Below are 26476 nucleotides of genomic sequence, written 5' to 3'. Positions count from 1 at the left end.
CTATTTATGAGAAAGCTTACACTATTGAGTTCTTTGGCCCTGAGTTTTCTTGGAATTTCTTGTTCACCTAATTCTCAAAAGGAAGTACCTGTCCTCGATTTGAAGGATTTGATAGTGGATACTTTGCATTTGGAAAAAGATACGTTAACCAAGAATTTGAAAGATCATTTCACTTATTATGAAACCGATTCAGGACAGATACTGGCTACTTTTATAAATCATCAGCTACTTGTGTACACTTTCCCAGATGGAAAACTATTGAAAAAACAGCGATATGATAAAGAGGTCCCTGATGGAATTGGTTCTTTCGTGACAGGGAATTATATAGATGAGGAAACTATCTATTTCCTCTCTCAGCAAAAGGAATTGATTGAATGTGATTTTGATGGAAAAGTACTTAATAGATGGGATTTCCCCGAAATAAGTGAGGCCAGAAAATATGCTAACTATTCGATGGCGGGGTTTAACAGGATCCGAAGATCAGGAAATAAGCTCTTATTTGTAGATTTTCCTTTTGTTTTTCAAGCGGGGTTTGAAGACTATGATAACTGGGGAATGATCTTCAATACTGAATCTAAGACTTTTCACATTTCAATTTCTTATATCCTAGAATCATCACAGAATATACTGATGATGACCAATTGGGTCTTTTTAGCCACCTCTATATTCCAGCAAACGATGAACACCTGATTAGTTTTGCAATATCAGATTCAATAGCCATAGTGAAAAATAGAAAACAAACCTGGAAATGGGCAGGGACGACAGAATCACTGGTGTTTAAAAAAGGAACCACTGTTCCCAGTGGAGAATATACAGTCTTCCAACCAAATCATGAAAGCAGTAAGTACATGGGGCTTGATTTTGATACCCAGACTGAAAAAATCCTGAGATGGGTAAGAGTGAAGGGGCCAACAAAGGAAAATATGGAACAAGAGAGAAATCGTTTGTTGGTCTTTGATGAAAAGTTGAAGCCGGAGGCAGAACTAGAATTTAACCGAGAGGAATTGGGGATGTATGGGTTCAACACACCGAAGGGCTATGCACTCAGTCTTTATTCTCTAACAACAGACGATGTCACTGTCTTTGCGGTGATTGATTTTTCTAAAATCAATTCATTAGATTAGAATAGTGGTATTTCAAGAACCTTTATGAAAAAAATAGTCAGCTGTTAAGTCTTTGCTTACTGGATTAGCGAATGGATTTGGAATGAAAAAGCAGTCCGGAGACTGCATTATTTTGGTTCAAGTCGAAAGACTTGAACCGAGCCAAATAATTCAACCAAGAGTCAGAACTGTGCACTTTGCGCTTTCTTCGCAGACTTTGTGGCTAAAAAATCCCATAAAAAAAGCGAGACTATTCAGTCTCGCTTTTTACTTGTAGTTCGATTTCCTCTCCAGATTCATCTAAGAATCTGTATTCCGTCACGGGTAGGGAAGAATCTTTGATCAGTTTTATCCACTTGTTATACTTGAAAAACCACTTCACCCTTCGGCTGATAATGCCTGTAGTGAAGTATGCGTGCAGATAGGGATGCAGCCCAATTTGTATTTTGCTCACGTTCTGGATAGTAGCAATATGCTCCACGTCCTTCTCCAACTTGTCGGCAATCAGGATAGAAGCCTGGATTTTGCCGGTGCCATTACATGCGGGACAGGTTTCTTTGGTCACTATATTGACCTCAGGCCTTACCCGCTGCCTAGTGATCTGCATGAGCCCAAATTTGCTCAGCGGCAAAACAGTGTGCTTTGACCTGTCAAACCTCAGCTCATCCTTCATCGCCTCATAGATCGCCTTCTTGTTGTCGGCTTTCTTCATATCGATAAAATCGACCACGATGATACCCCCCATGTCCCGGAGGCGAAGCTGCCTGCCGATTTCTTTGGCGGCGACCAGATTTGTTTTTAGTGCTGTGGATTCCTGGTCACTTTCCTGATTGGACTTATTGCCACTGTTCACGTCAATGACGTGCAGGGCTTCTGTGTGCTCTATGATCACATACCCTCCCTGCGGAAGGCTGACCGTCTGTCCAAACAGGCTTTTGATCTGCTTTTCTATTCCAAAACTTTCAAATAGTTTAGCTTTACCGTTGTAAAGCTTGACAATTTTTTCTTTTTCAGGAGCTATATTCCTGATGTAGGATCTGATCTGATCGTAAGTAGATTCTTCTTCTACGGTGATTGCGTCGAATGATTCGTTGAGTAAGTCTCTCACTAGTGAGGAGGCCATACTCATCTCTCCGATGATTTTGTCTCGGCTCTTGGCTTTCATCAATTTCCCCATTCCTTCTTCCCAGCTATTGAGAAGATTACGAAGGTCCTTATCTAAGTCACTGACTGACTGACCTTCGGCCACTGTACGGATTATAACCCCGAAATTGGCAGGCTTGATAGAATTGATGAGTCTTAAGAGACGTTTTCTTTCCTCGTTGCTGCGGATCTTCTTGGAGACGTTGACCGAATCCGAAAAAGGTACCAACACCAGGTAGCGACCTGGCAGAGAGAGCTCACAGGATAGTCGCGGCCCCTTCGTGGAGATGGGCTCTTTGACGACCTGAACTAAAATCTGTTGATTTTTGGACAGTGGGCCGGAGATTTTTCCGATCTTGTCGATTTCAGGTTCGTTTTCAAAACCCTTCAGATTGTAATTGCCATAGTTGTTGTTGCGCACCATTTTGGTGAACTTCGTCAGGCTGTTGAAGTTTGCCCCGAGATCCTGGTAGTGAAGAAAGGCGTCTTTCTCATAACCTACGTCAATGAAGGCTGCATTGAGCCCATTGACGATTTTGCGGACCGTACCGAGATAAATATCCCCAACCTTGAACTGGTTGTCCATTCCCTCGGAATGCAACTCAACCAGGCTCTTATCTTGAAGGAGGGCAATTCGACTTCCGTTTTGAGCAGAATCGATTAACAATTCCGTACTCAAAATCTCGTCTTATATGTAAATGAACGTTGTACTCAAATGACTATAAGAAGAAGTGTATTACTTCTTCTTATGTCTGTTTTTTCTTAGTCTCTTCTTACGCTTGTGCGTAGCGATCTTATGTCTTTTTCTTTTCTTTCCGCAAGGCATAGTCTTTGGATTTAGTAGTGTTACAAATAATTTATAGCTTGTCGAGATAGCTTTCGATACTTCCTAGGATCATTTCATCCTCGGTCATCGATTTTACTTTCTCAAACTGGGCTTTCGCTTTGTTCTTTTGTTTGGACTCGAAATAGCTCACTGCCAGATAGAACTGACCCTGAAGATTGTCCGGGTGATATTGGACCAATTCTTCAAATCGCTCAACTGCTCTTTTGTACTGACCTGATTGCATGGATAGCACGCCCATGTTGAACAACCCGTCTTCATTTTGCGGATCCTGCTCTAAGATTTCCCTTAGCATCGTGATTCCCTGCATTGGGTTGGACGAGGACACATAAGTCATCGCTACCTTGGTTTTCAAGTCCAAACGGGTGGGATCGCTCTCCAACACCTTGTTTAAATACTTTCGGGTCCGCTCGGCAGTATAGGATACTTTTTCAGGATCCAAGGCAAAGCTGAACGCTTCGTAAAATGCATTTCCGGCTTTTTCCGCTAACCCTATGTCTGCCAACTGGTCTGCTGCCAGACTTAAATAATATCCTGCACTATCGTACTTCCCAAGTTTCTGATAGATCCCGGCTATTTCTTCTGTGGAATATTTAAACTCATCCCCAGAGGAATTTTCAGAAATCTGCAGCTTCAGCGTATTTATCTGTAGCCTTTCATCAGAACTTAACTCAGCCTCATGCATTGCTACAGGATCTGTGGATGAAGTAGAAGAAGATTCATTTTCCTGAGAAACTGAATCTGCCTTGCTGTCATTATCCACGACCACACTCGGAAGGGCATACAATCCTGCGACTGCCATGATCCCTATTGCAATAAGTATGAGCTGAGATCTTTTCATGTCAAAAACTCTCCAGGATTAGTCCTGGGGAGCCAGTTCCTTGATTTTCTTGCTGTTTTTGATCTTTTCTACAAACACTTTAGACGGCTTGAACGCCGGAATATAATGTTCATCGATCACAATAGCCGTGTTTTTGGAGATATTACGTGCGATTTTTTTAGCCCTCTTCTTATTGATGAAGCTACCAAATCCTCTCACGTAGATATTGTCTCCCTCGGACATTGAATCCTTCACCACTTTGAAGAACGCCTCAATGGCTTGTGTTACATCATCCTTCTGGATACCTGTCTTGTCCGAAATCTTAGCGATTACTTCTGCTTTAGTCACTGTAATATTAATTTAGAAATTACGAAATAAGCTTAACAACCTATTAACCAAGTGTTTTTGGGACTGCAAATGTACGAGAACCATTGCAATTAAAAAACAAATTCGTAAAAATTAGCTTGATTTGTATAATGGTTAACAAGCGACAATGAATTATAAAACTACTGAATATCAGTCTTTTTCATATCAAATACTAACGTGGTACAAAGATAATCCGAGGGAATTACCATGGCGAGGCACAAATGATCCATACAAAATTTGGCTCTCTGAGATCATTCTTCAGCAGACACGGGTTGCCCAGGGGCTACCTTATTATTATGCTTTTATAGAAACCTATCCCACAGTGAGGGATCTTGCCCTCGCCCCAGAAGAAGAAGTGCTCCGGCTATGGCAGGGACTGGGATATTATAGCCGGGCCAGAAATCTCCATGCCTGTGCCAAAAGCATCTGGTTTGAAATGGGAGGGGAGTTCCCGACTACCTACGACGGCCTTATCAAGCTAAAAGGGGTAGGCAGCTATACCGCCTCTGCTATCGCTAGTTTTGCTTATGGGGAGGTAAAAGCCGTAGTGGATGGCAATGTGTTCCGGGTTTTGGCCCGGTACTTCGGTATAGAGACAGACATCGCCAGTTCAAAGGCAAAAAAAGAATTTGAATTCCTGGCCAACCAGATCATCCCGCAGGAAGAGCCTGGAGAATTCAATCAGGCCATGATGGACTTTGGTGCCCGCCAATGTACTCCCAAAAACCCGGGCTGCCCCACTTGTCCATTGAAGGGCTCCTGTTTTGCACACCTATATAATATGGTGTCGGATTTGCCGGTGAAAATCAATAAAGTGAAAATCAAAGAGCGGCATTTCCACTATTATGTGATTAAGTGTGGAAGTAGCTGGGTGTGGAAAAAACGGACTTCAGGTGATATCTGGGAAGGCCTCCACGACTTCCCCCAAGTGGAGTCCAGCCAGGAAACACAATCTTTGCCAATGGACATCCCTTTGAAAACGGAGAAGGAAGCCAAATTATTTCCTAAAAAATACAAACATATTTTGTCACATCAGCGATTAAATGCCGTATTCTCAGAACTGGAAATCGCAGAGGAGAATTTGGAAAAACTGGAAAACTGGTGTCAAAACCAAGGCTTTTTGCTGGTTGAAGAAGAAAGAATTGAATATCTGGCCAAGCCAAAGTTAATCGTGAACTTTTTGAACGATCAGGGGATTTGAGTAACTTCAAGTTGTGAGACTTTTACACCTTTAACTTAAATTAATTATGGCAGGAGTAAATAAAGTAATTCTAGTAGGCAATCTGGGAGCAGACCCGGAAGTAAAGTATCTGGAAGGTGACAATACGGTAGCAAACCTTAGGCTTGCCACTACCGAAGCTTATAAAAACAGAAACGGTGAACGCGTAGAACAGACAGAATGGCATGATCTGGAGATGTGGGGAGCGCAGGCTAAAATAGCCGAGCAATACCTCAAGAAAGGCAGCCAGATCTATGTGGAAGGAAAAATTAAAACCGATAGCTGGCAGGACGAGCAAGGTCAAAACCGCTACCGGACCAAGATCAGGGTTCTAAGCTTCACCATGCTGGGAAGCAGACCTGATGGTGCGGGAGGGCAGAATTCCCCACAGCAATCCACTCAGCAAAAACCTGCCTCGGCCGCGCCTACTTCCGCACCAAAGACCCAGGAAATGGTATCAGATACAGAAGATGATGATTTGCCATTTTAATAATCTATTCCCTTGGAAGCTATTTTCAGGGGAATGTTTTAATTTTGCAGTAACCATTGCGGTTTAATTCATGGACGATCCCTATCCGAGTTACCATTTACTCGCCCAGATTAACTTTCCCTCGATAAGTTATCTGATTATAAATGGGTTGCTTTTTATATTGCTTTTAATCAGCTCTGCCCTGATTTCCGGTTCAGAGGTAGCTTTTTTTTCCCTTACCAATGAAGATCTGGGAAATATCGAAGAAGAGAATACTCCAAGAGGCAAAAAAGTAATCAGTCTTGTAGAAGCTCCAAAAAACCTGCTTTCCACCATCCTGATCCTCAACAATCTGATCAATATAGGGATTGTCACGCTTACAACCTTTGTGGCCTGGTCCATTTTTGGAAAAAACGCCACGGGAATCATCATTATTCTGGTGCAGACAATAGGCGTGACTTTTGCCATTGTGTTTTTCGGCGAGATTGTCCCAAAAGTCTATGCCAACAAAGCCAAAGTACAGTTCAGTCTGATCATGGCTCCCAGCATCAGTTTTTTTTCCACTATACTGAGACCGTTCTCTATGTTTTTGATGGCTTTTAGCAATGTTTTAGAGAAGCGGATAGAAAAGAAGGGATATTCGATTTCCGTAAATGAGTTGAACCAAGCTCTGGAATTGACTACGGAAGATGCTCCCAATGAAGAGCGGGAGATTCTGCGAGGGATAGTAAACTTCGGGACACTTACAGTAAAACAAGTGATGCAGAGTCGAATGGACATCACGGCAGTGGATATTGACATGGATTTTCATGAACTCATGGACAAAATCAACAAAAGCGGCTATTCCCGGATACCCGTGTACGAAGAGACCATAGACAAGATACAGGGAATTCTTTACATCAAAGACCTGCTTCCGTATATTGAACGAGATGAGGATTTCAAATGGAATGAACTCATCAGAAAAAGCTTCTTTGTCCCTGAAAATAAAAAAGTAGATACCCTCTTGAAGGATTTTCAGTTAAAACGCGTCCATATGGCCATCGTGGTGGATGAATACGGAGGCACATCCGGTCTGGTCACTTTAGAGGATCTAATAGAGGAGATCATAGGAGAAATCAATGATGAGTTTGATGATCACGACGACATTTTCTTCCAGGAGCTGGATCCTTCCACTTTTATTTTTGAGGGCAAGGTCTCATTGAATGACTTCTGTAAAAAACTGGATCTGGACTCCCAGCTATTTGAGGATGTCAAGGGAGAGAGCGAATCTCTGGGAGGATTGCTGTTGGAACTCAATTCCAAATTGCCGAAAAACGGCTCTAAAATCAAATTTGAAGATTTTGAATTTACAATTTTGGCGGTAGATGCCCGTAAAATCAAAAAAGTGAAAGTTCATATTCTCTCTGGGGACAAGGACAGCATCGGTCCCCATACTGACTGAAAAACAGACCCTTATAATATTCTTTAAAATTTAGATTTCCCGAAATATAATTTTCATCATAAAGTCCCAGAGAACCATTCAGTCCAGCAACTGTCAAAATTTCCAAGAAATAATTTTATTTTTTTCAAAAAAATTATCCTTAAACTTAAATCTCCATTTTCTGCATTTTTTTTCCCCGAATTGAATCAAAAAGCACCCTATTTCTTCTAATAGTACTATATTTTTTATTTGCTTATTTAATTTTTCATACACAAAAGTCAATTATCAAAAAATCAAAAAAGTGAAAATCCATAAAAAATAAGGCACTAAAGTGGCCGTTTTATTGCCGTAATTTTAATAGGACAATTTTTTTCTGTAATTTTTGGAAATTTTGAACCTAATAAATTCTATAAAAATGCAAGAAGGTTTGTATCGATCGGAGTTTGAGCATGACTCCTGCGGTATAGGTGCGGTTGTCGATTTGAGCGCTGAACCCTCACATGAGACGATTAGCGATGCCTTATATATGCTTAGCAATATGGAGCACCGTGGCGGTCGTGGATCTGATCCTAAAACAGGTGATGGTGCGGGTATATTAATACAGGTACCCCACCAGTTTCTAAAGGATATTACTGCGCGTACTGAGGTCAATTTGCCAGAAGCAGGGTCTTATGGTGTGGGTATGACCTTTTTCCCAAAAAACAAGCAGCTCTTTCACAAGTCCAAAGAACTTCTCAATCAACTGATTGAAGAACTGGATTTTGAACTGATAGGCTATAGGTCTGTGCCGGTGGATGAAACCGTGCCCGGCTCTGGGGCCCTAGAGGTGATGCCCAATATTGAGCAGCTATTTGTAAGACATAAAAAAGGACTGACGGGAATTGAACTGGAGCGGAAGCTATATGTACTGAGAAACTATTCTACCTCGGAGATCAATTCAAAGATCCCGGGAGTGAACCAGTCCTTTTACTTCGCGAGTTTGAGTAGTCAGACACTTATTTATAAGGGACAGCTGCGGACTGATCAGGTTCTGGCCTTTTATAAAGACCTACAGAACCCGAGGATAGGATCTGCTTTTGCGATAGTACACTCGCGATTCTCTACCAATACGTTTCCAAACTGGAGACTGGCACAGCCTTTCAGGTTCTTGTCCCACAATGGCGAAATCAACACCATAAAGGGAAATCTCAACAAGATGAAATCCAAGGAAAACCTCATGAAGTCCAAGTATTTCACAGATGAGGAACTTTCCCGATTAATGCCGATCACAGATAAGCAAAAATCAGATTCAGCGAATCTTGATGCAATGGTAGAGCTGTTGACATTGAGCGGAAGATCACTTCCGCATGCGATGATGATGCTGGTTCCTGAGGCCTGGCAGGACAATGAGGTGATGGATAGGGATAGAAAATCATTCTACAAATTCCATGCATCCTTGGTAGAGCCTTGGGACGGCCCGGCAGCTTTGCTGTTTACTGATGGCAAATCTGTAGGAGCCACATTGGATAGGAACGGCCTTCGCCCATTGAGATACTTTATCACTAAGGACAACCGGCTTATTCTTTCCTCTGAGGCAGGGGCACTGCCTATCCGCGAAGCTACCATCACCGAGAAAGGCAGAATCAGCCCAGGCAGGATGATATGGGCAGATTTGGAAAAAGGAAGAGTTGTATTCGACGAGGAGGTAAAAGGTGAAATCTGCAGAAAACAGCCTTACGAACAGTGGGTAGCTGATCAGCGGATCAAACTCCGTCTGGAGGATGAGCCAAAAGTGCTGAGCAATCCCTACTCTACCGAGAATATTAAAAAGCAGCAAACAATATTTGGCTATACCTCCGAGGAACTCAAAGTGGTATTAAGCCCAATGGGTGATACTGCATACGAGGCAATCGGATCCATGGGAGCGGATACCCCTCTGGCCGTCCTTTCCAAAGAAAGCCAGCATATCTCCAATTACTTCAAGCAGTTGTTCGCCCAAGTTAGTAATCCTCCTATTGACCCAATCCGCGAACGGTTGGTGATGTCACTGTTCACCCGCTTAGGCGTGGGGCAAAATATTCTGGAAGAAAGTCCCAAGCATACCCGCCAGATCCACATTTCGCAGCCTGTGCTGCTGAATGAAGACCTGGAAAAGATTAAAAACATGGAAGGGCAGGGCTACAGATGTGCCACCCTCCGAAGCCTTTTCCTTGCAGATCACAAGCCCGGCAGACTGTTGGAAGCACTGGATAAGCTGTGTGAGGAAGCGGAAAAAGCTATCGGACAAGGCAAAAATATAATTATACTGTCCGATCGCAACAGCACTGAGGAATATGCCCCTATCCCATCTCTGCTGGCGATAGGCGCCGTACACCATCACCTGGTCAAAAAGAAAATAAGAACCAGTGCCGGCTTGGTACTTGAGTCTGGAGATATCCGCGAAACACATCATTTTGCCACAGCCATAGGCTATGGTGCTTCAGCGATAAATCCATACATGGCATTGGAATCTCTTTTGTCAATGTATGAGAAGGGAGAACTCTCAGCTGTCAAAAGCCAAAAGAAGCTGTTTTCAAACTATCAGGAAGCAATAGGCAAAGGGCTACTGAAAGTTCTATCCAAAATGGGAATCAGTACGCTGCAGTCTTACCAAAGTGCGCAGATATTCGAAGCCATTGGACTTGGGCCGGAAGTGATCGATAGATGTTTCAAAGGCACGATATCCCGAATTAGTGGTATATCCTTCGATGAGCTGGCAGAGGAAGTTTTGATCCGTCACCGTGCGGCTTACCAGACGGAATTACCTGTGCTGGAACAAGGCGGCGTGTATCAGTGGAAGCGGAGAGGTGAAAAGCACCTGTTCAACCCTGAATCAATCCACCTACTTCAGAAATCCACAAGACTGAATGATTACGGGTTGTACAAGAAATTTGCATCCAAAATCAATGAGCAAAGTAAGGACGCCTTGACATTGAGAGGATTGTTTGAGTTCAAAAAACGTATCTCCGTGCCTATAGATGAGGTAGAACCTGCTTCTTCTATTATGCGGAGATTTGCTACCGGAGCCATGTCTTTCGGGTCTATTTCTCACGAAGCCCATTCTACTTTGGCGATAGCCATGAACAGAATCGGAGCCAAGAGCAATTCAGGAGAAGGAGGAGAAGACGAGATCCGGTTTGCCAAAAAAGAAAATGGTGACTGGGAGCGTTCGGCGATCAAACAGGTAGCCTCCGGACGTTTTGGAGTTACCAGTAATTACCTGGCAAATGCCGCCGAACTTCAGATAAAAATGGCACAGGGAGCCAAGCCTGGTGAAGGTGGGCAGCTTCCAGGACATAAAGTGGATGACTGGATCGGTAGAGTACGCCATTCCACACCAGGGGTCGGACTGATATCTCCACCTCCACACCATGACATTTATTCAATCGAGGATCTGGCCCAGCTGATCTTTGATCTGAAAAATGCCAACAGAAAAGCAAGAATCAACGTTAAGCTTGTATCTCAAGCGGGAGTGGGAACAGTGGCGGCTGGCGTGGCAAAAGCCATGGCTGACGTAATCCTGATCTCCGGAGCTGATGGTGGAACCGGAGCATCTCCACTGAGTTCTATCCGTCATGCAGGCTTACCTTGGGAACTTGGCCTTTCTGAGGCCCACCAGACCTTGGTGAAAAACAACCTGCGTAGCCGAGTGGTTCTTCAAACAGATGGTCAGCTTAGAACAGGTCGAGATCTTGCCATTGCCACTCTTTTGGGAGCGGAAGAATGGGGAATCTCCACAGCTGCATTGGTAGTGGAAGGGTGTATTATGATGAGAAAATGCCATCTAAATACATGTCCGGTAGGTATCGCCACCCAACATCCGGATTTGAGAAAACTATTTACAGGTGATCCTGACCATGTAGTCAACTACTTCCAATTCCTTGTGAAAGACCTGAGAGAGATCATGGCATCCCTAGGATTCCGCACGGTGGATGAAATGGTAGGGCAGAGCAATGTGCTTCAGTCCACGGGTCACCTCAACCATTGGAAGTGGGACAAAGTGGATTTGAGTCCTATTTTCCACAAAGTAGAAGTTCCGGATCATGTAGGTATCCATAAGCAAATCGATCAGGATTTTGAGCTGAAGAGAGTTTTGGATCGTCAGTTGATCAAAGCAGCTCATCCCTCACTTGAGCAAGCTATGTCATCATCAGGAAGCTTCCAGATCAAGAATACGGACAGATCTGTAGGTGCGATGCTCTCCAATGAGATATCGAAAATATACGGCAGCCCGGGATTGCCGGAGGACACGATTAATTTCAAATTTACCGGCTCCGCTGGACAGACTTTCGGAGGATTCCTTACCAAAGGAGTAAACTTCGAACTTGAAGGAGAGGCCAATGATTATTTCGGGAAAGGTCTTTCAGGCGGTAAACTTGTCATTTATCCTAGCAGGAACGCCAAATTTGTCCCCGAGGAGAACATCATCATCGGCAACGTAGCCTTTTATGGTGCCACTTCCGGTGAAGCATACATCAACGGTAAAGGAGGCGAGCGATTCTGTGTAAGAAATTCCGGGGTACAGGCTGTAGTAGAAGGAATCGGCGATCACGGATGTGAATATATGACCGGTGGACTCGTTGTTAATTTAGGAGAGATAGGAAGAAACTTTGCTGCCGGAATGAGTGGTGGTATAGCCTACATACTTAAAGAGTATATCACGGAAATCAATCCGGAATTGGTAGATATAGATATCCTGGAAGAAGAGGATTTCACCACCATCAAAACATTCCTGAAGAGACATGTGAAGCTGACCAGGTCAGCTTTGGGAGCGAAATTCCTTGAAGATTGGGACAAATCCAAGGACAAATTCATCAAGGTAATTCCTCGGGATTACAAGGCAGTATTATTGAAAAGAGCAGTAGAACAATCAAAATCATTGGCGTAAAATGGGAGCAAAAGAAGGATTTATACAATTCAAAAGAGAAACCCCTGTTACCCGTGACGCGAAAGCTAGAATAGGTGACTACAAGGAAATATATGAGCCGTTTTCAGGCGAGAAATTAAATAATCAGGCAGCTAGATGCATGGATTGTGGCATTCCGTTTTGCCACAGCGGCTGTCCCTTGGGCAATGTTATTCCGGATTTTAACGATGCGGTGTACAACAATGAATGGGAGCAGGCAATTAACATCTTAAGAAGCACTAACAACTTCCCGGAATTCACGGGTAGGATCTGCCCTGCCCCATGTGAGGCAAGCTGCGTACTGGGCATCAATAAGGATCCGGTAGCTATCGAGTTGATCGAGAAAAACATAGCGGAAAAAGCCTATGAGTTAGGCTTGATCAAGGCAAATCCACCTAAAAAGCGAACTGGCAAGTCAGTTGCAGTGATTGGTTCCGGCCCGGCAGGTCTTGCCGCTGCGGATCAACTAAACCAAGCTGGACACGAGGTAACTATCTTCGAGAAGGATTCTAAGCCCGGAGGCTTACTCCGATTTGGTATCCCTGATTTCAAGCTCGAAAAATGGGTAATCGATCGCCGCATCGAGTTTATGAAGCAGGAAGGAGTGATTTTCTCCTGCGACACGGAGGTTGGGTTCAATATCAAAGCCGAAAATATCCTCAAAAATTTCAACGCAGTAGTGCTGGCTACCGGGGCTGGACAACCTAGAGGACTCAACATCAAGGGTTCTGATGCCAAAGGGGTACATTTTGCGATGGAGTTCTTGGGTCAGCAGAACAAGGTAGTCTCGGGAGAAATCGCAGAAAATCCAATCTCCGCGAAGGGCAAGCATGTGGTAGTCATCGGTGGTGGTGATACTGGAAGTGACTGTATTGGTACTTCCAACAGACATGGCGCTGCGTCTATCACCCAGCTGGAGCTTCTTCCAAAACCCCCTAAGCAAAGAACTACCCTCAATCCGTGGCCGGAATGGCCTATGACCTTGAGAACTTCAAGTTCTCATGAAGAGGGAGCTGAAAGGGTCTTTTCCGTCCTCACTAAAGAGTTTGTAGTGAACGGAGAAGGTCAGGTAACAGGCCTAAATCTGGTGGATCTGGAGTGGGTCCACAAAGATGGCCGAACCGTTTTTGAAGAGATCCCCGGTACTGAAAGAACCGTCCCTTGTGATTTGGCATTTTTGGCAATTGGCTACACTGGCCCTGCACAAAACGGCTTATTGGAAGCTTTTGGCGCAGAGACAATGGAAAACACACTTCCAAAATCCAAAAATTACCGCAGCACCAATTCAAAAGTTTTCTTAGCCGGTGATATGCGCAGAGGGCAGTCCTTGGTAGTATGGGCAATATCCGAAGGCAGAGAAGCTGCCGTAAAGGTAGATGAATATCTAATGGGAAAATCTTCCCTACCGCAGAAAGACGAGTCATTCTTCCAGGTAGAGCAGGAGATAGTAGAATGAGCTAATCTATAAATTATAAAAGCCATCCCGATTATTTCGAGATGGCTTTTTTTTGTTTTAATATCTAAATTACATTGATCGTTCCTTCTAATTTTATTAGAATAAAGCAGAATGATTTTATAGTTATTGTTTTGCTTTACTGTTTGAAAAAGTTTTTAAATTCAGTAAAGTAAAATTCGATGGTTGGTTTCTGGTATTGATGTAGGGGTTTTGAAATCAATATTTTCTGATCTACTGTATGACAGAGAATATTGGAAAAGAGATTTTTTTTTCTACAACTGGCTGAGTAAGTAACACCAGATACTGCTATATGTAAGCAATTGACTAATATGATTTTCATAGAAATCAACAAATTAGTGTTTTTATGAGCAAGAAATTAGCACTTTCACTCTTACGCAAATCACTTAACGATCCAAAAGCAGAATTCAGAGATGGCCAATGGGAAGCTATTGAGAAATTAACTGTTCAAAAACAAAAATTACTGGTCTTGGAAAGAACCGGTTGGGGGAAGAGTTCAGTGTATTTTATCAGTAGTAAAATCCTTAGAAGTCAAGGCAAAGGCCCAAGCATTATCATCTCTCCTCTTTTGGCTTTAATGAGAAATCAGATTGAGGCTGCAGAACGATTGGGGATCAAAGCTGCTACTATAAACTCTACCAATTTTGAAGATTGGGAAAAAGTAAAGGTCTCGGTATTAAAAGATGAGGTAGATACTTTATTGATCTCTCCAGAGCGATTGGCAAATGAAGGCTTTATTGAAAGAATCCTTTACCCCATAGCAGATCGAATTGGCCTTTTTGTGGTGGATGAAGCGCATTGTATTTCCAACTGGGGACATGATTTCCGGCCAGATTATCGTCGAATAGTAGGAATTTTAAAGCAAATGCCAGATGGTTTGCCTGTATTGGGTACCACAGCCACTGCCAATAACCGAGTGTTAGCTGATATTCAAGAACAGCTTGGAGGCATTCATATCATACGAGGAACTTTAACAAGAGAAAGCCTCTGCCTTCAAAATATTACCCTTCCTGATCAAGCTTCAAGATTAGCATGGCTGAAAGAGAACGTTCCACTATTAGATGGGAGTGGGATTGTATATGTACTGACCAAGCACGATGCACGTACAGTAACACAGTGGCTAAATGATTGCGGAATCGATGCTGCAGCTTACTATTCTGGAATAGAGGATGAAAACTTCGAAGATTCAAATGCTTATCGTGAATTTTTGGAAGACTCACTTTACAATAATGATTTGAAAGTATTGGTAGCCTCTACGGCCTTAGGGATGGGATATGATAAGCCTGACTTAAGTTTTGTGATTCATTTTCAGGCTCCAGGATCTATCATAGGTTATTACCAGCAGGTGGGAAGAGCAGGAAGAGCGATACCCGATGCTTATGGAATCTTGCTGTTTGGTCAGGAAGATGCCGATGTACATAAGTATTTTAGAGAAGGAGCTTTCCCCTCCGAAGAGATCGTGAATGATATTTTAAAGGCTTTAGAAGATCATGATGGATTATCCGTTCCTAATCTGGAGGAAGTACTAAACCTCAAAAAAGGATTGATCGAGAAAACCCTTAAATACCTAAGTGTTGAAGATCCATCACCGATCACAAAGATTGGAACCCAATGGAAAAGATCAGCGATAACCTATTCTTTAGATACTGACAAAATTCAGCGCCTTACCAATCTAAGACTAGAAGAATGGAATAGTGTTAAGAGTTATATTGGCACAAAGAGCTGTCTGATGAACTTTTTGCAGGATCAATTGGATGACCAAGTTACCGACTCATGCGGAAGATGTACCAATTGTTTAGGTAAAGATCTACTAACTAGTTCAGCTAGGCATGAAAACATTCTAGCTGCATCGATATATCTCCAGCATTCAGAATTCGATATTGAGCCAAGAAAGCAAATTCCGAGAGGTGCATTATCAAGCTATGGTTGGAGCGGAAATTTACCTTCATATCTCCAAGCAGAAACTGGAAAAGTGTTATCCAGATGGGGAGATGCAGGATGGGGAAAAATTGTAGTGGATGGAAAGCACAGTGGTCGTTTTAAAGATGAATTGGTAGATGCAATTTATGAAATGATAATAAAAAGGTGGGATCCAAGTCCATTCCCAGAATGGCTGGCCTGTATTCCCTCGTCAAGGCATCCTGAATTAGTTCCAGATTTTGCCAGACGTCTGGCTGAAAAATTAGGAATTCCATTTCTTCCGATCCTCGTGAAAGGGAAAAACACACAAGCTCAAAAGGAACAAGAAAATAGCTTTCACCAATGCCAAAACTTAGACGGAGCTTTTCAGATAGATGGGACAGTTAAAAATAAACCCCTATTTTTAATCGATGATGCAGTGGATTCCCGTTGGACCTTTACCATCGCTTCTGTATTACTCAAAGAAGCAGGTTCAGGCCCTATTTATCCAGTAGCACTTACTTCCACATCAGTTAGCGATTAAGATGATTTCTGAAAGAACAAAAGCAATTTTATTACTTACCTCTTATCTATCTAAGGACTTAGATAAAGAAACAAAACCTTTGTCAATAACTGAATGGAATGAGATAGTGAGGTGGATGCAAAATGAGAAATTAACACCTGAAAAATTACTTGCAGGAAATTTAGAATCAATTCTTAGTACTTGGATCGAGCGTAAAGTTACCAAACAACGAATTATAAATTTGTTGGATCGTAAAATGGCGTTGGCCCTTAAGTTGGAAAAATGGACAAAAGCTGGGATTTGGATTATCAATCGAAGCGATCCTGATTATCCAGAGGCAATAAAAAATGCTTTAAAGGGGAAAGAGCCTCCTATACTTTTTGGAATTGGAAGCAGGAAGCTGCTGTCTCAAAACTATATCGGGATCGTTGGATCCAGAAAGATAGACGATGCCGATATCTCCGCTACTCGAAAAATAGTAGCTCAAATTCATGAGCAGGGATTTGGTATAGTATCTGGTGGTGCCAAAGGTATTGACGAGCATTCCATGACAGGGGTACTTGATACAGGCGGATTTGCAATTGGAGTTTTGGCAGATAGCTTACTCAAAAAGTCCGCTGAGGGGATTTATAGAAAGTATATCGTTGATAATAAATTGGCACTCGTTTCACCTTTTAATCCAGAGGCAGGCTTCAACGTGGGCAATGCGATGGGAAGGAACAAGCTGATCTATATTCTTTCCAAAGCGACGATTGTCGTAAAATCTGAAACAAAAGGGGGAACTTGGGAAGGAGCAAATGAAAACTTGAAAAACAAGTGGGTACCACTCTGGGTGAACGAAACTTTGGAATCAGCTTTTGGCAAAGGGAATGCTGAATTAGTAAAAAAAGGAGGAAAGAGGCTTACTGAGTGTTTTGATATTTCCGAAATCATCACACCAACAGCAAGCTATAAAGAAAAGCAAGGATCATTATTCGATAGTTTTCCACAGGTGCCTAGAGCAACGGTGTCTGATGAGGTAAATGATTCTGAGCCCGAAATTCAGTATAAAAGCAAGAATAAAATCCACCCAATATTAACTCCTGCTAATTCGTCGGTGGATTGTAGCAGTTTGAGCTTCTTCAAGTTTTTTATATTGAAAATTGAAGGGAAATTTACTGGTGAAGATTTTACCAAATCGCAGCTTTTGGAAAGTTTCGATCTCACTTCAAAACAACTGGATGATTGGCTCAAAGTGGGAGTAGATCAAGCAATCTTAGTCAAAAAAAATAAACCTATTCGCTTTAGTCTGAAAGAGACAAATTAATGAAAAATAAAGCCTTCCCGATTTCTCAGGAAGGCTTTCTTATTTTATAAAACAGATCAATTGCCTCTGGATTTGCCTCTTCTAGGATCCCCTTCGATCTGCGCATTTGGCCTACCCCTTCTGCGATCCTTCATTTGCTCAGCTTTGATTTCAGTCCATTTGGCTCTTTGTTCCTCAGTCAATACCGCCTGGATTTTAGTGTCTTGATCTTTCATCTCTTCCCTCAAAGCTTCCATTTTTGCCTTCCTTGCTTCAGCTTCAGCCTTTCTCTGGACCATTTCAGCCTCATACTTTTTAGCGTATTCCAGATTGATCTCAAGTATCTGCTTCTTCTGGGAATCATCCAGGGATAGCTTTTCTGCCATCTGCTCAGTATTTCTTTCGGCTCTTTCTTCCGCAGTCAATCTTTCTCCGCCTCTTCTCTGCGCCATTGTGCTTAGACTGATCATTACTATCACGCCTGTAGCAAAAATCCATTTTTTCATGTTTCCTGTTGTTTAGTTACATGAATTAGACCCAGAAAAGCTGCCACGGTTTAACATACTATACTATTGATTTTGTTAACAAATGTAAATTACCTTACCGCTCTTCAGTGAGTGCCTTTTGTTCACTAGGCCTGACTGCTTTTGGCTTGATCAAAAGCCTGAGACTAGGATCAAAGCTCAGGTAATTCCAAGACCAATCCAGAAAAATAAACAGCTTATTCTTTACCCCCAGGATTGCCATCAAGTGAACAAACAGCCAAGTAAACCAGGCCAAGATCCCCTGAAACCTAACAAACGGCAAATCTACTACAGCCAGTTTGCGACCCACTGTAGCCATAGAGCCAAGATCTTTATACTTAAAGGCTCTCCTCTCTTTACCTGCGGCAATATTCTGGAGATTGTTGTTCAGACAAACTGCCTGCTGAATAGCAACCTGGGCCACCTGTGGGTGACCTCTAGGGTAATCTTCCTGAACCATCAAACTGATGTCACCCAGCGCATAGACATCTGGACAACCCTTTACTTCCGAATAATCATCCACTAAAACCCTACCATTCGGGGCATAACTACCCTCTGACAAACCACCAATCCTATTGGGTTTGATTCCAGCTGCCCATAATAAGGTCTGGGTTTCTATGGGATCCTTATCAGCTAGACTCACCACCTTACCATCATAATTCTTCACCAGGGTATTCAACATGACTTCCACTCCTAGTCCTTGGAGGTACTTCAAAGCACTTTCCTTGGATTCCTTGGACATAGGGCCCAGCAGCTCAGAACCTGCCTCTATAAGCACAATTTTCATGTTATGGAAATTCAGCTCAGGGTAGTCCTTCGGCAAAACTGTATTTCTCAGGTCTGCCATAGCTCCTGCCAGCTCCACTCCAGTCGGTCCGCCACCTACGATCACCACATTCATGAGCGATTTGCGGTCTTCTGCTTTCTCTATGTTGATGGCCCGCTCGTAATTTGAAATTATCTTATTCCGGATATAAAGTGCTTCAGATACAGTTTTCATAGGTGAGGCAGCTTCCTCTATGCTCTTTGACCCAAAATAGTTGGTATCCGCGCCCATCGCCAACACCAAGTAGGTGTAATCAATATACCCCATGTCCGTATATAACCGCTTGATAGCTGGATCAAAATGATCCACTTGAGCCATACGGAAAGTAACATTTTTAGAGCCATGGAATATCTTGCGCAGCGGAAATGAAATTGCGCTGGGCTCAAGTCCGGCAGTAGCTACCTGATAAAAAAGCGGCTGAAACTGATGAAAATTATGCTTATCGAGTAGAATAACCTGAAACTGCTTATTTCTCAACTTCATAGCCAGTTTCAATCCGCCGAACCCAGCCCCTACGATGACTACTTTTGGCAGATTTGAATCAGGAATGTTTGGCAGGGGGTGCGAGAGATGATCAGACATTTGAAAAGAGTTTAATTCAACTTATGGGTTCTAGGCTCTTTTGGGCGAATTACATGGTTGAAATTACCAATTCTTTGTGTGATACGGGCCATTTTTCACCTCAAACGAAAAGAATTACTAATTTTACCACTCTAATATTACTAACCATGGGAAGAGCATTTGAATTCAGAAAAGAAAGAAAATTCAAGCGTTGGGACAAAATGTCCAAAGTTTTCACGCGACTAGGCAAGGAGATCGTAATGGCGGTGAAATCGGGAGGTCCTGACCCCGCTTCCAATCCTAGACTCCGTACCATCATCCAGAATGCCAAGGGCGCGCAAATGCCTAAGGATAGAATAGAGGCAGCTATCAAGAGAGCGTCGAACAAAGATGAGAAAGATTATGAAGAGGTGGTATATGAAGGATATGGCCCATTTGGAATCGCAGTGGTAGTAGAAACCTCCACGGACAACATCAACAGGACGGTGGCAAACGTGAGAAGCTACTTTTCCAAAGCCGGTGGTTCATTGGGCACATCCGGGTCCGTGGTCTTTATGTTTGACAGAAAAGCAGTATTCCGCTTTGCCAAAGGGGATTTTGATTTGGAGGAATTAGAGTTTGAATTAATTGACTCCGGCTTGGTGGACATTGACGAGAATGAAGGGGAAATCTTCGTTTATACTGAATTTGAAGATTTCGGCACCATGCAAAAAGCACTTGAAGAAAAAAATATAGAGGTCATCAGTGCGGATTTTCAGCGCTTCCCTGCTACCCTGACCGAACTCAATGAAGAGCAGGAAGAGATTATCAATAAGATGATCGAAAAAATGGAGGAAGATGATGACGTAAACCAAATTTTCACAAACATGGCCTAGGCATCAGCCTAGGTCTTTTTATTTATGAATTTTCCAAAAAGACAGAATTTTCAGGCATCAGAAAAACCACTTGTAATAGTAGGTAGTAAAAACCCTGTCAAAATCGCCTGTACAGAATCCGCATTTACGGAGACTTTCGACAAGGGTTTTGTAGTGAACGGGATCATCGCCGCATCCCAGGTATCAGATCAACCAAAAGGGGATCAGGAAACCTATCTGGGAGCTAAGAATCGTGTGATAAACGCCAAATCTACATTTCCGGAAGCGGATTATTGGGTAGGAATAGAAGGTGGTGTGGATGAAGATGAACGGGGCATGTTTGCGTTTGCATGGATCTACATTGAAGATAAATCGGGAAGGAGTGGCAAAGCCAAGACCGCGACTTTTTATCTTCCCGATGCCATTGCCGCATTAATCCAGAAAGGAATGGAACTGGGAAACGCGGACGATCAATATTTCGATCAGAAAAATTCCAAACATGGAGGGGGCTCTGTAGGAATACTTACCCGAGGAGTAATATCACGACAAACATATTATAGTCAGGCGATTAACCTTGCTTTGATTCCATTTGTTAATCCAGAACTGTTTTAAACTATAATGGATTGTATAATTTTTTTTAATAAGTCCATTTTATTCGGGAAAAAATTGATTATCATTGAATAATTGAAATTTAAGACTTTGATTTATCCTAATAGCTTGGAATATTACAACTCTACAGGGATAAGCCATAGGTAGTAAAAGTTGCTTAAATCACCCTTAATATTAAGTAGCTCTAGACCTCTCTTTTGAGAGGTCTATTTTTTCAAATTTCTCAGAAAATTACTCAATGCCACCCTCCAATCAGGATCCGCATCCCACTCAGGGCCGATGTAGAGCTCCTCCCGCACGAGGAGTTTGATATAGTATTTGACTACGATGCGACTTGCCTCATCCCCGCTTTTTGGTTCCAGCCCCATGCTTTTCATCAAGTCTGCCTCCCTTCCTTCCACCTTTACCAACATAAATTGTACCCTATCACGGATCAGCTCAGCATCAGATTTTGCCTCTGTAAGCCATTCTATCTGATGCGGATACTCCTGCTTTAGCACCTGCTCTATCCCCGCTTTCTGGGCAGCCTGTTCAGCCATAACCCTCTCGGGCGATTTGCCATACATATCGTATCTGAAATGGCTCAGCAACCCTGTCTCCGCTGATGATCCTCCAATGACTATTCCCAACTTGAAAACGTCCAGATTAAGCGGGTTTTTTGCCAAAAACTTCTGGCTAGACGAGGTCTCTGTGGCTTCAATGGAAAGAAATTCAGGAACATCCAGTACCAAAAGATTCTTTGTGTCCTTTCTTTCCCCTAGCTGCCCAAATTGATTGACAACCTCTCCAATATCCGTGGCACTTACACCAAATAAGGAGGCAGAAGGTATAATCTGCGCTGTGGAGGTGAAGCTTGCCACATGTATGCTCATCTGGCTTTTCTGTCGGGTGACCAAAATGATGCTTTTCACTAAACGCTGCTGAAATACCTCTGAATAGTCTGCCTGTACAGCTTCCGAAAGAGCTACTTTTTCCAATTCGAAATACGCGACCGGATCAGCCCCTGCCTCTACCAGCGAATTATGAACGCTATCAGCCACTTCCATCCAGGTCATAGCAGGCCTAGCCGCCGGATCTACGGAGACAAGCACCACTGATTTACCATCAAAAAATGCTTCAGGCAGTTCCCCTTGAGCTGAGATTTGCTGGACATTCAGTACTAAAACAAAAATAAACAGAAGATTAAATTTCATGAATTCAGAGGTGTGATCCACTAAGCTTATTATTTTTACCAATATTCCTAATGCAAAATACTTTCCTTAATGCAACCCACAACCAAAAGTGCTCTAAGTTGTCTGTTATTTCTAGTTTTTTTTCAGGTAGCCGGGCAAAGTATCAACAGCAAAACGCTCCTTGAAAATATAAAGTTTTTGTCCTCTGATGAATTAAAAGGCAGAAAGACGGGAAGTGAGGGGAATACTAAGGCTAGATCTTTTATTCTGGAACAATTCAGAACTATAAAGCTAGAAGCACACTATCCCGATTATCAGCAGCAGTTCAGTTTTAAAAACAAAAGAGAGAACAAGACCTATGAAGATGCGATAAATGTAGTAGGCTTTGTAGCCGGCAGTTCATCGGATCACTTAATTGTCATCACCGCCCACTACGATCACATAGGGATTGGCAGGCCTGATGCAGCAGGGGACTCCATCTATAACGGTGCCGATGACAACGCTTCCGGCACTGCGGCCTTAATAGAACTCGCAAAATATTTCAAAAAAAACAGGCCCCGGCATTCCATGATTTTTGCCGCACTGGATGGGGAAGAAATGGGGTTGCAAGGAGCCAAGGCACTGGTAAAGGATTTTCCGTTCCCACTGGAACAGATCGTACTGAATATCAATATGGACATGATTTCCAGAAATGAGCAGGGTGAATTATACGCTTCTGGCACCTACTACAACCCTAGGCTCAAGTCTATTCTGGAAGAGGCGGCTTCAGGAGCCATGCCCAAACTGATGTTTGGACATGATGAACCCAACACTGGAAGTGATAATTGGACGCAATCTTCAGATCATGGTCCGTTCTTCAATGCAAATGTTCCGCATATATATTTTGGGGTAGAAGACCATCCCGATTATCATAAGCCAAGCGACTCCTTTGACAGGATAGATGAGCAATTTTATGTCAATGCCGTCAACCTCATCCTAAAATGTACCCTAGCTTTGGATGCAAAATTGCCGGAAGAGTAAGCACTGTACTTTTCATTCGTCCACATCTTCCTTACATTAGATAATAAGCATGCTACTAACGCGAAATTTTGGCCAAAACTGACTTAATCACCAAGCTACTGATATGGAGGCTCAGACACATGAGCAACCAGACTTTTATCCTCATTCTCAGTGGGATAATAGGAGTCTTATCTGGCTTGGCCGCTGTCATCCTGAAGCAAAGCGTCCATGCCATACAGCATTTTCTTACTGAAGGTTTTTATAAAGAATATGCTAATTTCCTCTACATTTTATATCCCCTTATAGGAATCACGGCGGCGTACTTATTAAGCAAATTCATCTTCAAAGATGGGGGTGGCCATGGGATTCCGGACATACTCTTTACCATATCAAAAAAGCAAAGCATCATCTCACGGGTTAAGACCTACAGCCGGGTATTCACTTCTGCCATCACGGTTGGGTTTGGTGGATCTGTAGGCCTAGAAGCTCCCATGCTGGTCACAGGGTCTGCTATTGGCTCCAATGTAGGCTCCCTGATGCATCTAAACGCCAAAAAAAGAACCCTGCTGATAGGCTGTGGCGCCGCGGCAGCCATTTCTTCAATTTTTGGAGCACCTATAGGGGGAGTCATTTTCGCAATAGAGGTAATACTGATGGAAATCAGCACAGCAAGTTTTATTCCCCTCCTCATCGCCACAGTGACTGGCTCCCTCACATCCATGGTCCTGATCGGCAAGGACTCAGTCTTTAATTTCAGACTGATACAGAACTTTCAGGCATCGCACATGCCCTATTATTTACTTCTCGGGATCGCATGCGGACTGGTATCACTGTACTTCAGCCAAGCGGTGAGAAAAACAGAATCACTGATGGAAACCCTGGAGAACCAGGCGTTAAGAATTTTATACGGAGGGGCTATTTTAGGAATAATGGTGTTTTTCCTGCCCCCTATTTATGGGGAAGGCTACGATACCCTAAATACCCTGATTGATGGAAATTCCAATCAATTATTGGAAAAGAGCCCTTTTTTTTCCCTTATTGAGAATCCCTATCTAATCATCATTTTTCTGGTCTTTATCATTCTGGTCAAACCTATTGCTGCCGCAGTGACGCTTGGCGCAGGTGGTAGTGGGGGCATTTTTGCCCCTTCTCTGTATGTAGGAGGGATATTGGGCTTCCTTTTTGCCTATTCCAGCAATCTTTTGGACTTCACTATTCCACTGCCGCTGGCGCACTTTACCTTGGTAGCCATGTGCGGGGTGATGGCGGGCACACAGCATGCTCCCCTCTCCGCTATATTCCTTATCGCTGAGATCACAGGTGGTTATGAACTATTCGTTCCACTGATGTTTGTTTCGGCCATATCCTATGTCACTAAAACCGCCTATCAGAAAGACAGCATCTACATGATGCAACTGAAGGAAAAAGGCAGGCACTTGCCTGAATCGAAAGACCAGGAACTCCTGGAGCTTATCTCTATCACAAATGTGATAGAACGAGACCTATTGCCCATACATCCTGACTCCAAATTAAAGGATCTCATCAGCTTGGTGAAAATATCAAAACGGAATATCTTCCCGGTAGTAGATGAGCATAAAGCACTCCGTGGTATAGTCACGTTGGATGATATCCGGGACATCATGTTTGACCGAGAAAAACAAGAGGTTGTCCCAATCAAAGAATTGATGCACAGTCCTCCAGAAATCCTATTGGCTACTGAAAATATGCAAAAAGCCATGGAGAAATTTGAACTCTCGGGTGCCTGGAACCTTCCTGTAATAGAAGATGGCAAATACTTAGGCTTTGTTTCTAAGTCCAGAATCTTCAATGCATACCGCAAACGGCTGATCAAACAAAAGCAAGATTAGAAGGAATTAGAATAAAATTTGGCGGTTCTATTTATCCACTTCTTAAAGCTTGTTTTCTATTGATTTTTTCAAGTTACGTACCTTTATCCACAAAATTACCTTTAAAAAGAATGATATAAATTGTTGATTTTCTGATTATTAGATTTTATATGTTGATAAGTGTGGATAAATAATCGAAAATGTGGATAAAAAAGACTTGTATTTTTTAAACTTCGAATACAGCCTTCAATCAATGATTTTTTAAGAAATTCAAGAAACAAAAAGCTTGAAAAGACAACGAATCAGAATTCATTCCTTCTCCCGTCTTTAAAAGAAAATTTCGAAAATCAAGAAATACTCCCAGTGAAGGAGGAAATAAAAAGATTTAACCCTATACCTGCTTGAATTTCGATTTTTTTGTATTAGAAAAATACAATTTTAACCTGCAAAATCTAATATGCAAACCCAAATACAGGTGATTAGCCCTTTAAATCCATTTCTAATATTACAATCCACAAATTTCAACATACATTCTACACGCCCATATCCAGGGAAGCCAGATTATTCATCTGCCGGAGAATCCAGGTTTGACGGCCTAGGATATAAGCAGAGGGTTTGGCAGGAGACCACCGCCTGGGATTAGGAAGCACTGCGGCAACCAAGGCTGCCTCGCCGCGATTAAGCTTGGCCGCAGACTTATTGAAAAACTCCTGAGACGCAGCTTCTATTCCATAGATTCCATCGCCCATTTCTATCACATTCAGATACACTTCCATGATCCGTTCCTTAGACCAAAAGAGCTCTACAAGCACTGTGAAGTAAGCTTCCAGCCCTTTTCGCAAATAACTCCGTGATGGCCATAAAAAAACATTCTTCACCGTCTGCTGGGTAATTGTGCTGGCCCCTTTGATCCTTTTGCCTTTTTTGTTGTTTTCCCATGCCTTCTCCATGGCTTCCATATCGAATCCCTTATGGTCAAGGAATTTCTGATCTTCAGAAGCATAAACAGCCTGACATGCATTTTTGGAGATTTCACTTAGGGGAACCCAATCCTTTCTAAACGAGATTTCCTTGTCAGGATCAAAGGCCTGCTCTACTATGCGAATCACCATCAAGGGGGTGATGACCACCGGGACAAAGCGATAGATGACCGTCAATCCGACGGAGAGTATCAAAAACCACATGGTGGTTTTCCAGACTATTCTCCAAAACCTTTTAAGAAACTTCATAACATTCAATTATACTGTAGCACTTGCCTGCACAAAATGATAAAAGCACAGCATCCAGATCTTCTGGAATAGAATGCAGATCATCATCAATAGTCGCTACATCATCAATACTGTATAGATCATACCACAACCAACATTTGTCATCAATCCCTTCCAATACTGTGCGATATTTTTAAGATGCTCTGGTTTTCTTTGATCAAAGTGAAAGTCTCGATGATGTAATTCTATAACTTTATATCCAGACTGATCTTTACTGGGATAATTAAGTGTGCCGATAATTCCTGTCTGATCAAGGAGCCGTCCTTGTTCTTCCGGAACAACCCCATATAAGTATGCAGTCATATGACCTTTGTTTTACCCCAACAA

General features: G+C 42.6%; 21 protein-coding genes. 13 read left to right on the top strand and 8 right to left on the bottom strand.

The window, feature by feature from the left end:
* Positions 1-6: 6 nt before the first annotated feature.
* Positions 7-690, top strand: a complete 684-nt coding sequence (locus tag LZF95_RS12165; protein ID WP_233755272.1) for a DUF4221 family protein — start codon at positions 7-9, stop codon at positions 688-690.
* Between the two features lie 32 nt (positions 691-722).
* Positions 723-1124, top strand: a complete 402-nt coding sequence (locus tag LZF95_RS12160) for a hypothetical protein (protein ID WP_233755271.1) — start codon at positions 723-725, stop codon at positions 1122-1124.
* Between the two features lie 229 nt (positions 1125-1353).
* Here LZF95_RS12160 and LZF95_RS12155 read toward each other — a convergent pair whose 3' ends face one another.
* The 3 genes from LZF95_RS12155 to LZF95_RS12145 all read right to left on the bottom strand — a co-directional run bounded on the left by LZF95_RS12155 (position 1354) and on the right by LZF95_RS12145 (position 4258).
* Complete coding sequence (locus tag LZF95_RS12155; protein ID WP_233755270.1) at positions 1354-2925, bottom strand: Rne/Rng family ribonuclease; 1572 nt, start codon at positions 2923-2925, stop codon at positions 1354-1356.
* Between the two features lie 178 nt (positions 2926-3103).
* The gene (locus LZF95_RS12150; RefSeq protein WP_233755269.1) at positions 3104-3931 is read right to left on the bottom strand and encodes a tetratricopeptide repeat protein; all 828 of its coding nucleotides are present in this window, start codon (positions 3929-3931) and stop codon (positions 3104-3106) included.
* Positions 3932-3949: 18 nt separating this feature from the next.
* On the bottom strand, positions 3950-4258 hold the full coding sequence (locus LZF95_RS12145) for an HU family DNA-binding protein (protein ID WP_233755268.1): 309 nt from the start codon (positions 4256-4258) through the stop codon (positions 3950-3952).
* A 145-nt stretch (positions 4259-4403) separates the two neighbouring features.
* Here LZF95_RS12145 and mutY point away from each other — a divergent pair, with 145 nt between their 5' ends.
* The 7 genes from mutY (at position 4404) to LZF95_RS12110 (ending at position 17510) form a co-directional block, all read left to right on the top strand.
* Entirely contained in the window at positions 4404-5477 is a 1074-nt protein-coding gene (mutY, locus tag LZF95_RS12140; protein WP_233755267.1) for an A/G-specific adenine glycosylase, read from the top strand.
* A gap of 46 nt (positions 5478-5523) precedes the next feature.
* Entirely contained in the window at positions 5524-5985 is a 462-nt protein-coding gene (locus LZF95_RS12135; protein ID WP_233755266.1) for a single-stranded DNA-binding protein, read from the top strand.
* A gap of 70 nt (positions 5986-6055) precedes the next feature.
* Positions 6056-7405: a gliding motility-associated protein GldE gene (gene gldE / locus LZF95_RS12130; protein ID WP_233755265.1), complete on the top strand. Its 1350-nt coding sequence runs from the start codon at positions 6056-6058 to the stop codon at positions 7403-7405.
* Positions 7406-7799: 394 nt separating this feature from the next.
* Positions 7800-12290, top strand: coding sequence for a glutamate synthase large subunit (gltB, locus tag LZF95_RS12125; RefSeq protein WP_233755264.1), 4491 nt, complete (start codon positions 7800-7802; stop codon positions 12288-12290).
* A 1-nt stretch (position 12291) separates the two neighbouring features.
* Positions 12292-13764, top strand: coding sequence for a glutamate synthase subunit beta (locus LZF95_RS12120; protein ID WP_233755263.1), 1473 nt, complete (start codon positions 12292-12294; stop codon positions 13762-13764).
* Positions 13765-14128: 364 nt separating this feature from the next.
* On the top strand, positions 14129-16225 hold the full coding sequence (locus tag LZF95_RS12115) for a RecQ family ATP-dependent DNA helicase (RefSeq protein WP_233755262.1): 2097 nt from the start codon (positions 14129-14131) through the stop codon (positions 16223-16225).
* 1 nt (position 16226) lies between these two features.
* A complete protein-coding gene (locus LZF95_RS12110) occupies positions 16227-17510 on the top strand; it encodes a DNA-processing protein DprA (RefSeq protein WP_233755261.1) in 1284 nt (427 codons plus the stop codon).
* A gap of 56 nt (positions 17511-17566) precedes the next feature.
* Here LZF95_RS12110 and LZF95_RS12105 read toward each other — a convergent pair whose 3' ends face one another.
* Entirely contained in the window at positions 17567-17995 is a 429-nt protein-coding gene (locus tag LZF95_RS12105; RefSeq protein ID WP_233755260.1) for a DUF4890 domain-containing protein, read from the bottom strand.
* A 94-nt stretch (positions 17996-18089) separates the two neighbouring features.
* Positions 18090-19421, bottom strand: a complete 1332-nt coding sequence (locus LZF95_RS12100) for an NAD(P)/FAD-dependent oxidoreductase (protein WP_233755259.1) — start codon at positions 19419-19421, stop codon at positions 18090-18092.
* Positions 19422-19567: 146 nt separating this feature from the next.
* On the opposite strand from LZF95_RS12100, the gene LZF95_RS12095 reads away from it, so the two are divergent.
* The gene (locus tag LZF95_RS12095; RefSeq protein ID WP_233755258.1) at positions 19568-20275 is read left to right on the top strand and encodes a YebC/PmpR family DNA-binding transcriptional regulator; all 708 of its coding nucleotides are present in this window, start codon (positions 19568-19570) and stop codon (positions 20273-20275) included.
* A 24-nt stretch (positions 20276-20299) separates the two neighbouring features.
* Positions 20300-20866, top strand: a complete 567-nt coding sequence (gene yjjX, locus LZF95_RS12090) for an inosine/xanthosine triphosphatase (protein ID WP_233755257.1) — start codon at positions 20300-20302, stop codon at positions 20864-20866.
* Positions 20867-21069: 203 nt separating this feature from the next.
* Here the strand turns inward: yjjX and LZF95_RS12085 are convergent, their stop codons facing one another.
* Positions 21070-22056 (bottom strand): NTPase, encoded by a 987-nt coding sequence (locus LZF95_RS12085; RefSeq protein ID WP_233755256.1) that lies wholly within the window; start codon positions 22054-22056, stop codon positions 21070-21072.
* 69 nt (positions 22057-22125) lie between these two features.
* Between LZF95_RS12085 and LZF95_RS12080 the strand changes: the two genes are divergently transcribed.
* The gene (locus LZF95_RS12080; RefSeq protein ID WP_233755255.1) at positions 22126-23055 is read left to right on the top strand and encodes a M28 family peptidase; all 930 of its coding nucleotides are present in this window, start codon (positions 22126-22128) and stop codon (positions 23053-23055) included.
* A gap of 119 nt (positions 23056-23174) precedes the next feature.
* Positions 23175-24902: a chloride channel protein gene (locus tag LZF95_RS12075; protein ID WP_233755254.1), complete on the top strand. Its 1728-nt coding sequence runs from the start codon at positions 23175-23177 to the stop codon at positions 24900-24902.
* A gap of 512 nt (positions 24903-25414) precedes the next feature.
* On the opposite strand, the gene mtgA is transcribed toward LZF95_RS12075, so the two are convergent.
* Together mtgA and LZF95_RS12065 are read right to left on the bottom strand one after the other, a co-directional pair.
* The gene (mtgA, locus tag LZF95_RS12070) at positions 25415-26110 is read right to left on the bottom strand and encodes a monofunctional biosynthetic peptidoglycan transglycosylase (protein ID WP_233755253.1); all 696 of its coding nucleotides are present in this window, start codon (positions 26108-26110) and stop codon (positions 25415-25417) included.
* Positions 26111-26206: 96 nt separating this feature from the next.
* Positions 26207-26452, bottom strand: a complete 246-nt coding sequence (locus LZF95_RS12065; RefSeq protein WP_233755252.1) for a hypothetical protein — start codon at positions 26450-26452, stop codon at positions 26207-26209.
* Positions 26453-26476 lie beyond the last annotated feature (24 nt).

It is taken from the genome of Algoriphagus sp. AGSA1 (assembly GCF_021390545.1).
In the GTDB taxonomy this organism is placed as follows: Bacteria; Bacteroidota; Bacteroidia; order Cytophagales; family Cyclobacteriaceae; genus Algoriphagus.
Note: the sequence above shows the minus strand (reverse complement) of the source record. Positions and strands in the feature narration are given on the sequence as shown.

Bases quoted from the DNA above. Each gene is read 5' to 3' on its own strand.
- LZF95_RS12105 (WP_233755260.1), bottom strand. From the start codon at position 17,995: ATGAAAAAATGGATTTTTGCTACAGGCGTGATAGTAATGATCAGTCTA.
- LZF95_RS12150 (WP_233755269.1), bottom strand. From the start codon at position 3,931: ATGAAAAGATCTCAGCTCATACTTATTGCAATAGGGATCATGGCAGTC.
- LZF95_RS12135 (WP_233755266.1), top strand. From the start codon at position 5,524: ATGGCAGGAGTAAATAAAGTAATTCTAGTAGGCAATCTGGGAGCAGAC.
- LZF95_RS12065 (WP_233755252.1), bottom strand. From the start codon at position 26,452: ATGACTGCATACTTATATGGGGTTGTTCCGGAAGAACAAGGACGGCTC.
- LZF95_RS12085 (WP_233755256.1), bottom strand. From the start codon at position 22,056: ATGAAATTTAATCTTCTGTTTATTTTTGTTTTAGTACTGAATGTCCAG.
- LZF95_RS12165 (WP_233755272.1), top strand. From the start codon at position 7: ATGAGAAAGCTTACACTATTGAGTTCTTTGGCCCTGAGTTTTCTTGGA.
- LZF95_RS12110 (WP_233755261.1), top strand. From the start codon at position 16,227: ATGATTTCTGAAAGAACAAAAGCAATTTTATTACTTACCTCTTATCTA.
- LZF95_RS12095 (WP_233755258.1), top strand. From the start codon at position 19,568: ATGGGAAGAGCATTTGAATTCAGAAAAGAAAGAAAATTCAAGCGTTGG.
- mutY (WP_233755267.1), top strand. From the start codon at position 4,404: ATGAATTATAAAACTACTGAATATCAGTCTTTTTCATATCAAATACTA.
- LZF95_RS12080 (WP_233755255.1), top strand. From the start codon at position 22,126: ATGCAACCCACAACCAAAAGTGCTCTAAGTTGTCTGTTATTTCTAGTT.
- gldE (WP_233755265.1), top strand. From the start codon at position 6,056: ATGGACGATCCCTATCCGAGTTACCATTTACTCGCCCAGATTAACTTT.
- LZF95_RS12120 (WP_233755263.1), top strand. From the start codon at position 12,292: ATGGGAGCAAAAGAAGGATTTATACAATTCAAAAGAGAAACCCCTGTT.
- yjjX (WP_233755257.1), top strand. From the start codon at position 20,300: ATGAATTTTCCAAAAAGACAGAATTTTCAGGCATCAGAAAAACCACTT.
- gltB (WP_233755264.1), top strand. From the start codon at position 7,800: ATGCAAGAAGGTTTGTATCGATCGGAGTTTGAGCATGACTCCTGCGGT.
- LZF95_RS12100 (WP_233755259.1), bottom strand. From the start codon at position 19,421: ATGTCTGATCATCTCTCGCACCCCCTGCCAAACATTCCTGATTCAAAT.
- LZF95_RS12115 (WP_233755262.1), top strand. From the start codon at position 14,129: ATGAGCAAGAAATTAGCACTTTCACTCTTACGCAAATCACTTAACGAT.
- LZF95_RS12075 (WP_233755254.1), top strand. From the start codon at position 23,175: ATGAGCAACCAGACTTTTATCCTCATTCTCAGTGGGATAATAGGAGTC.
- mtgA (WP_233755253.1), bottom strand. From the start codon at position 26,110: ATGAAGTTTCTTAAAAGGTTTTGGAGAATAGTCTGGAAAACCACCATG.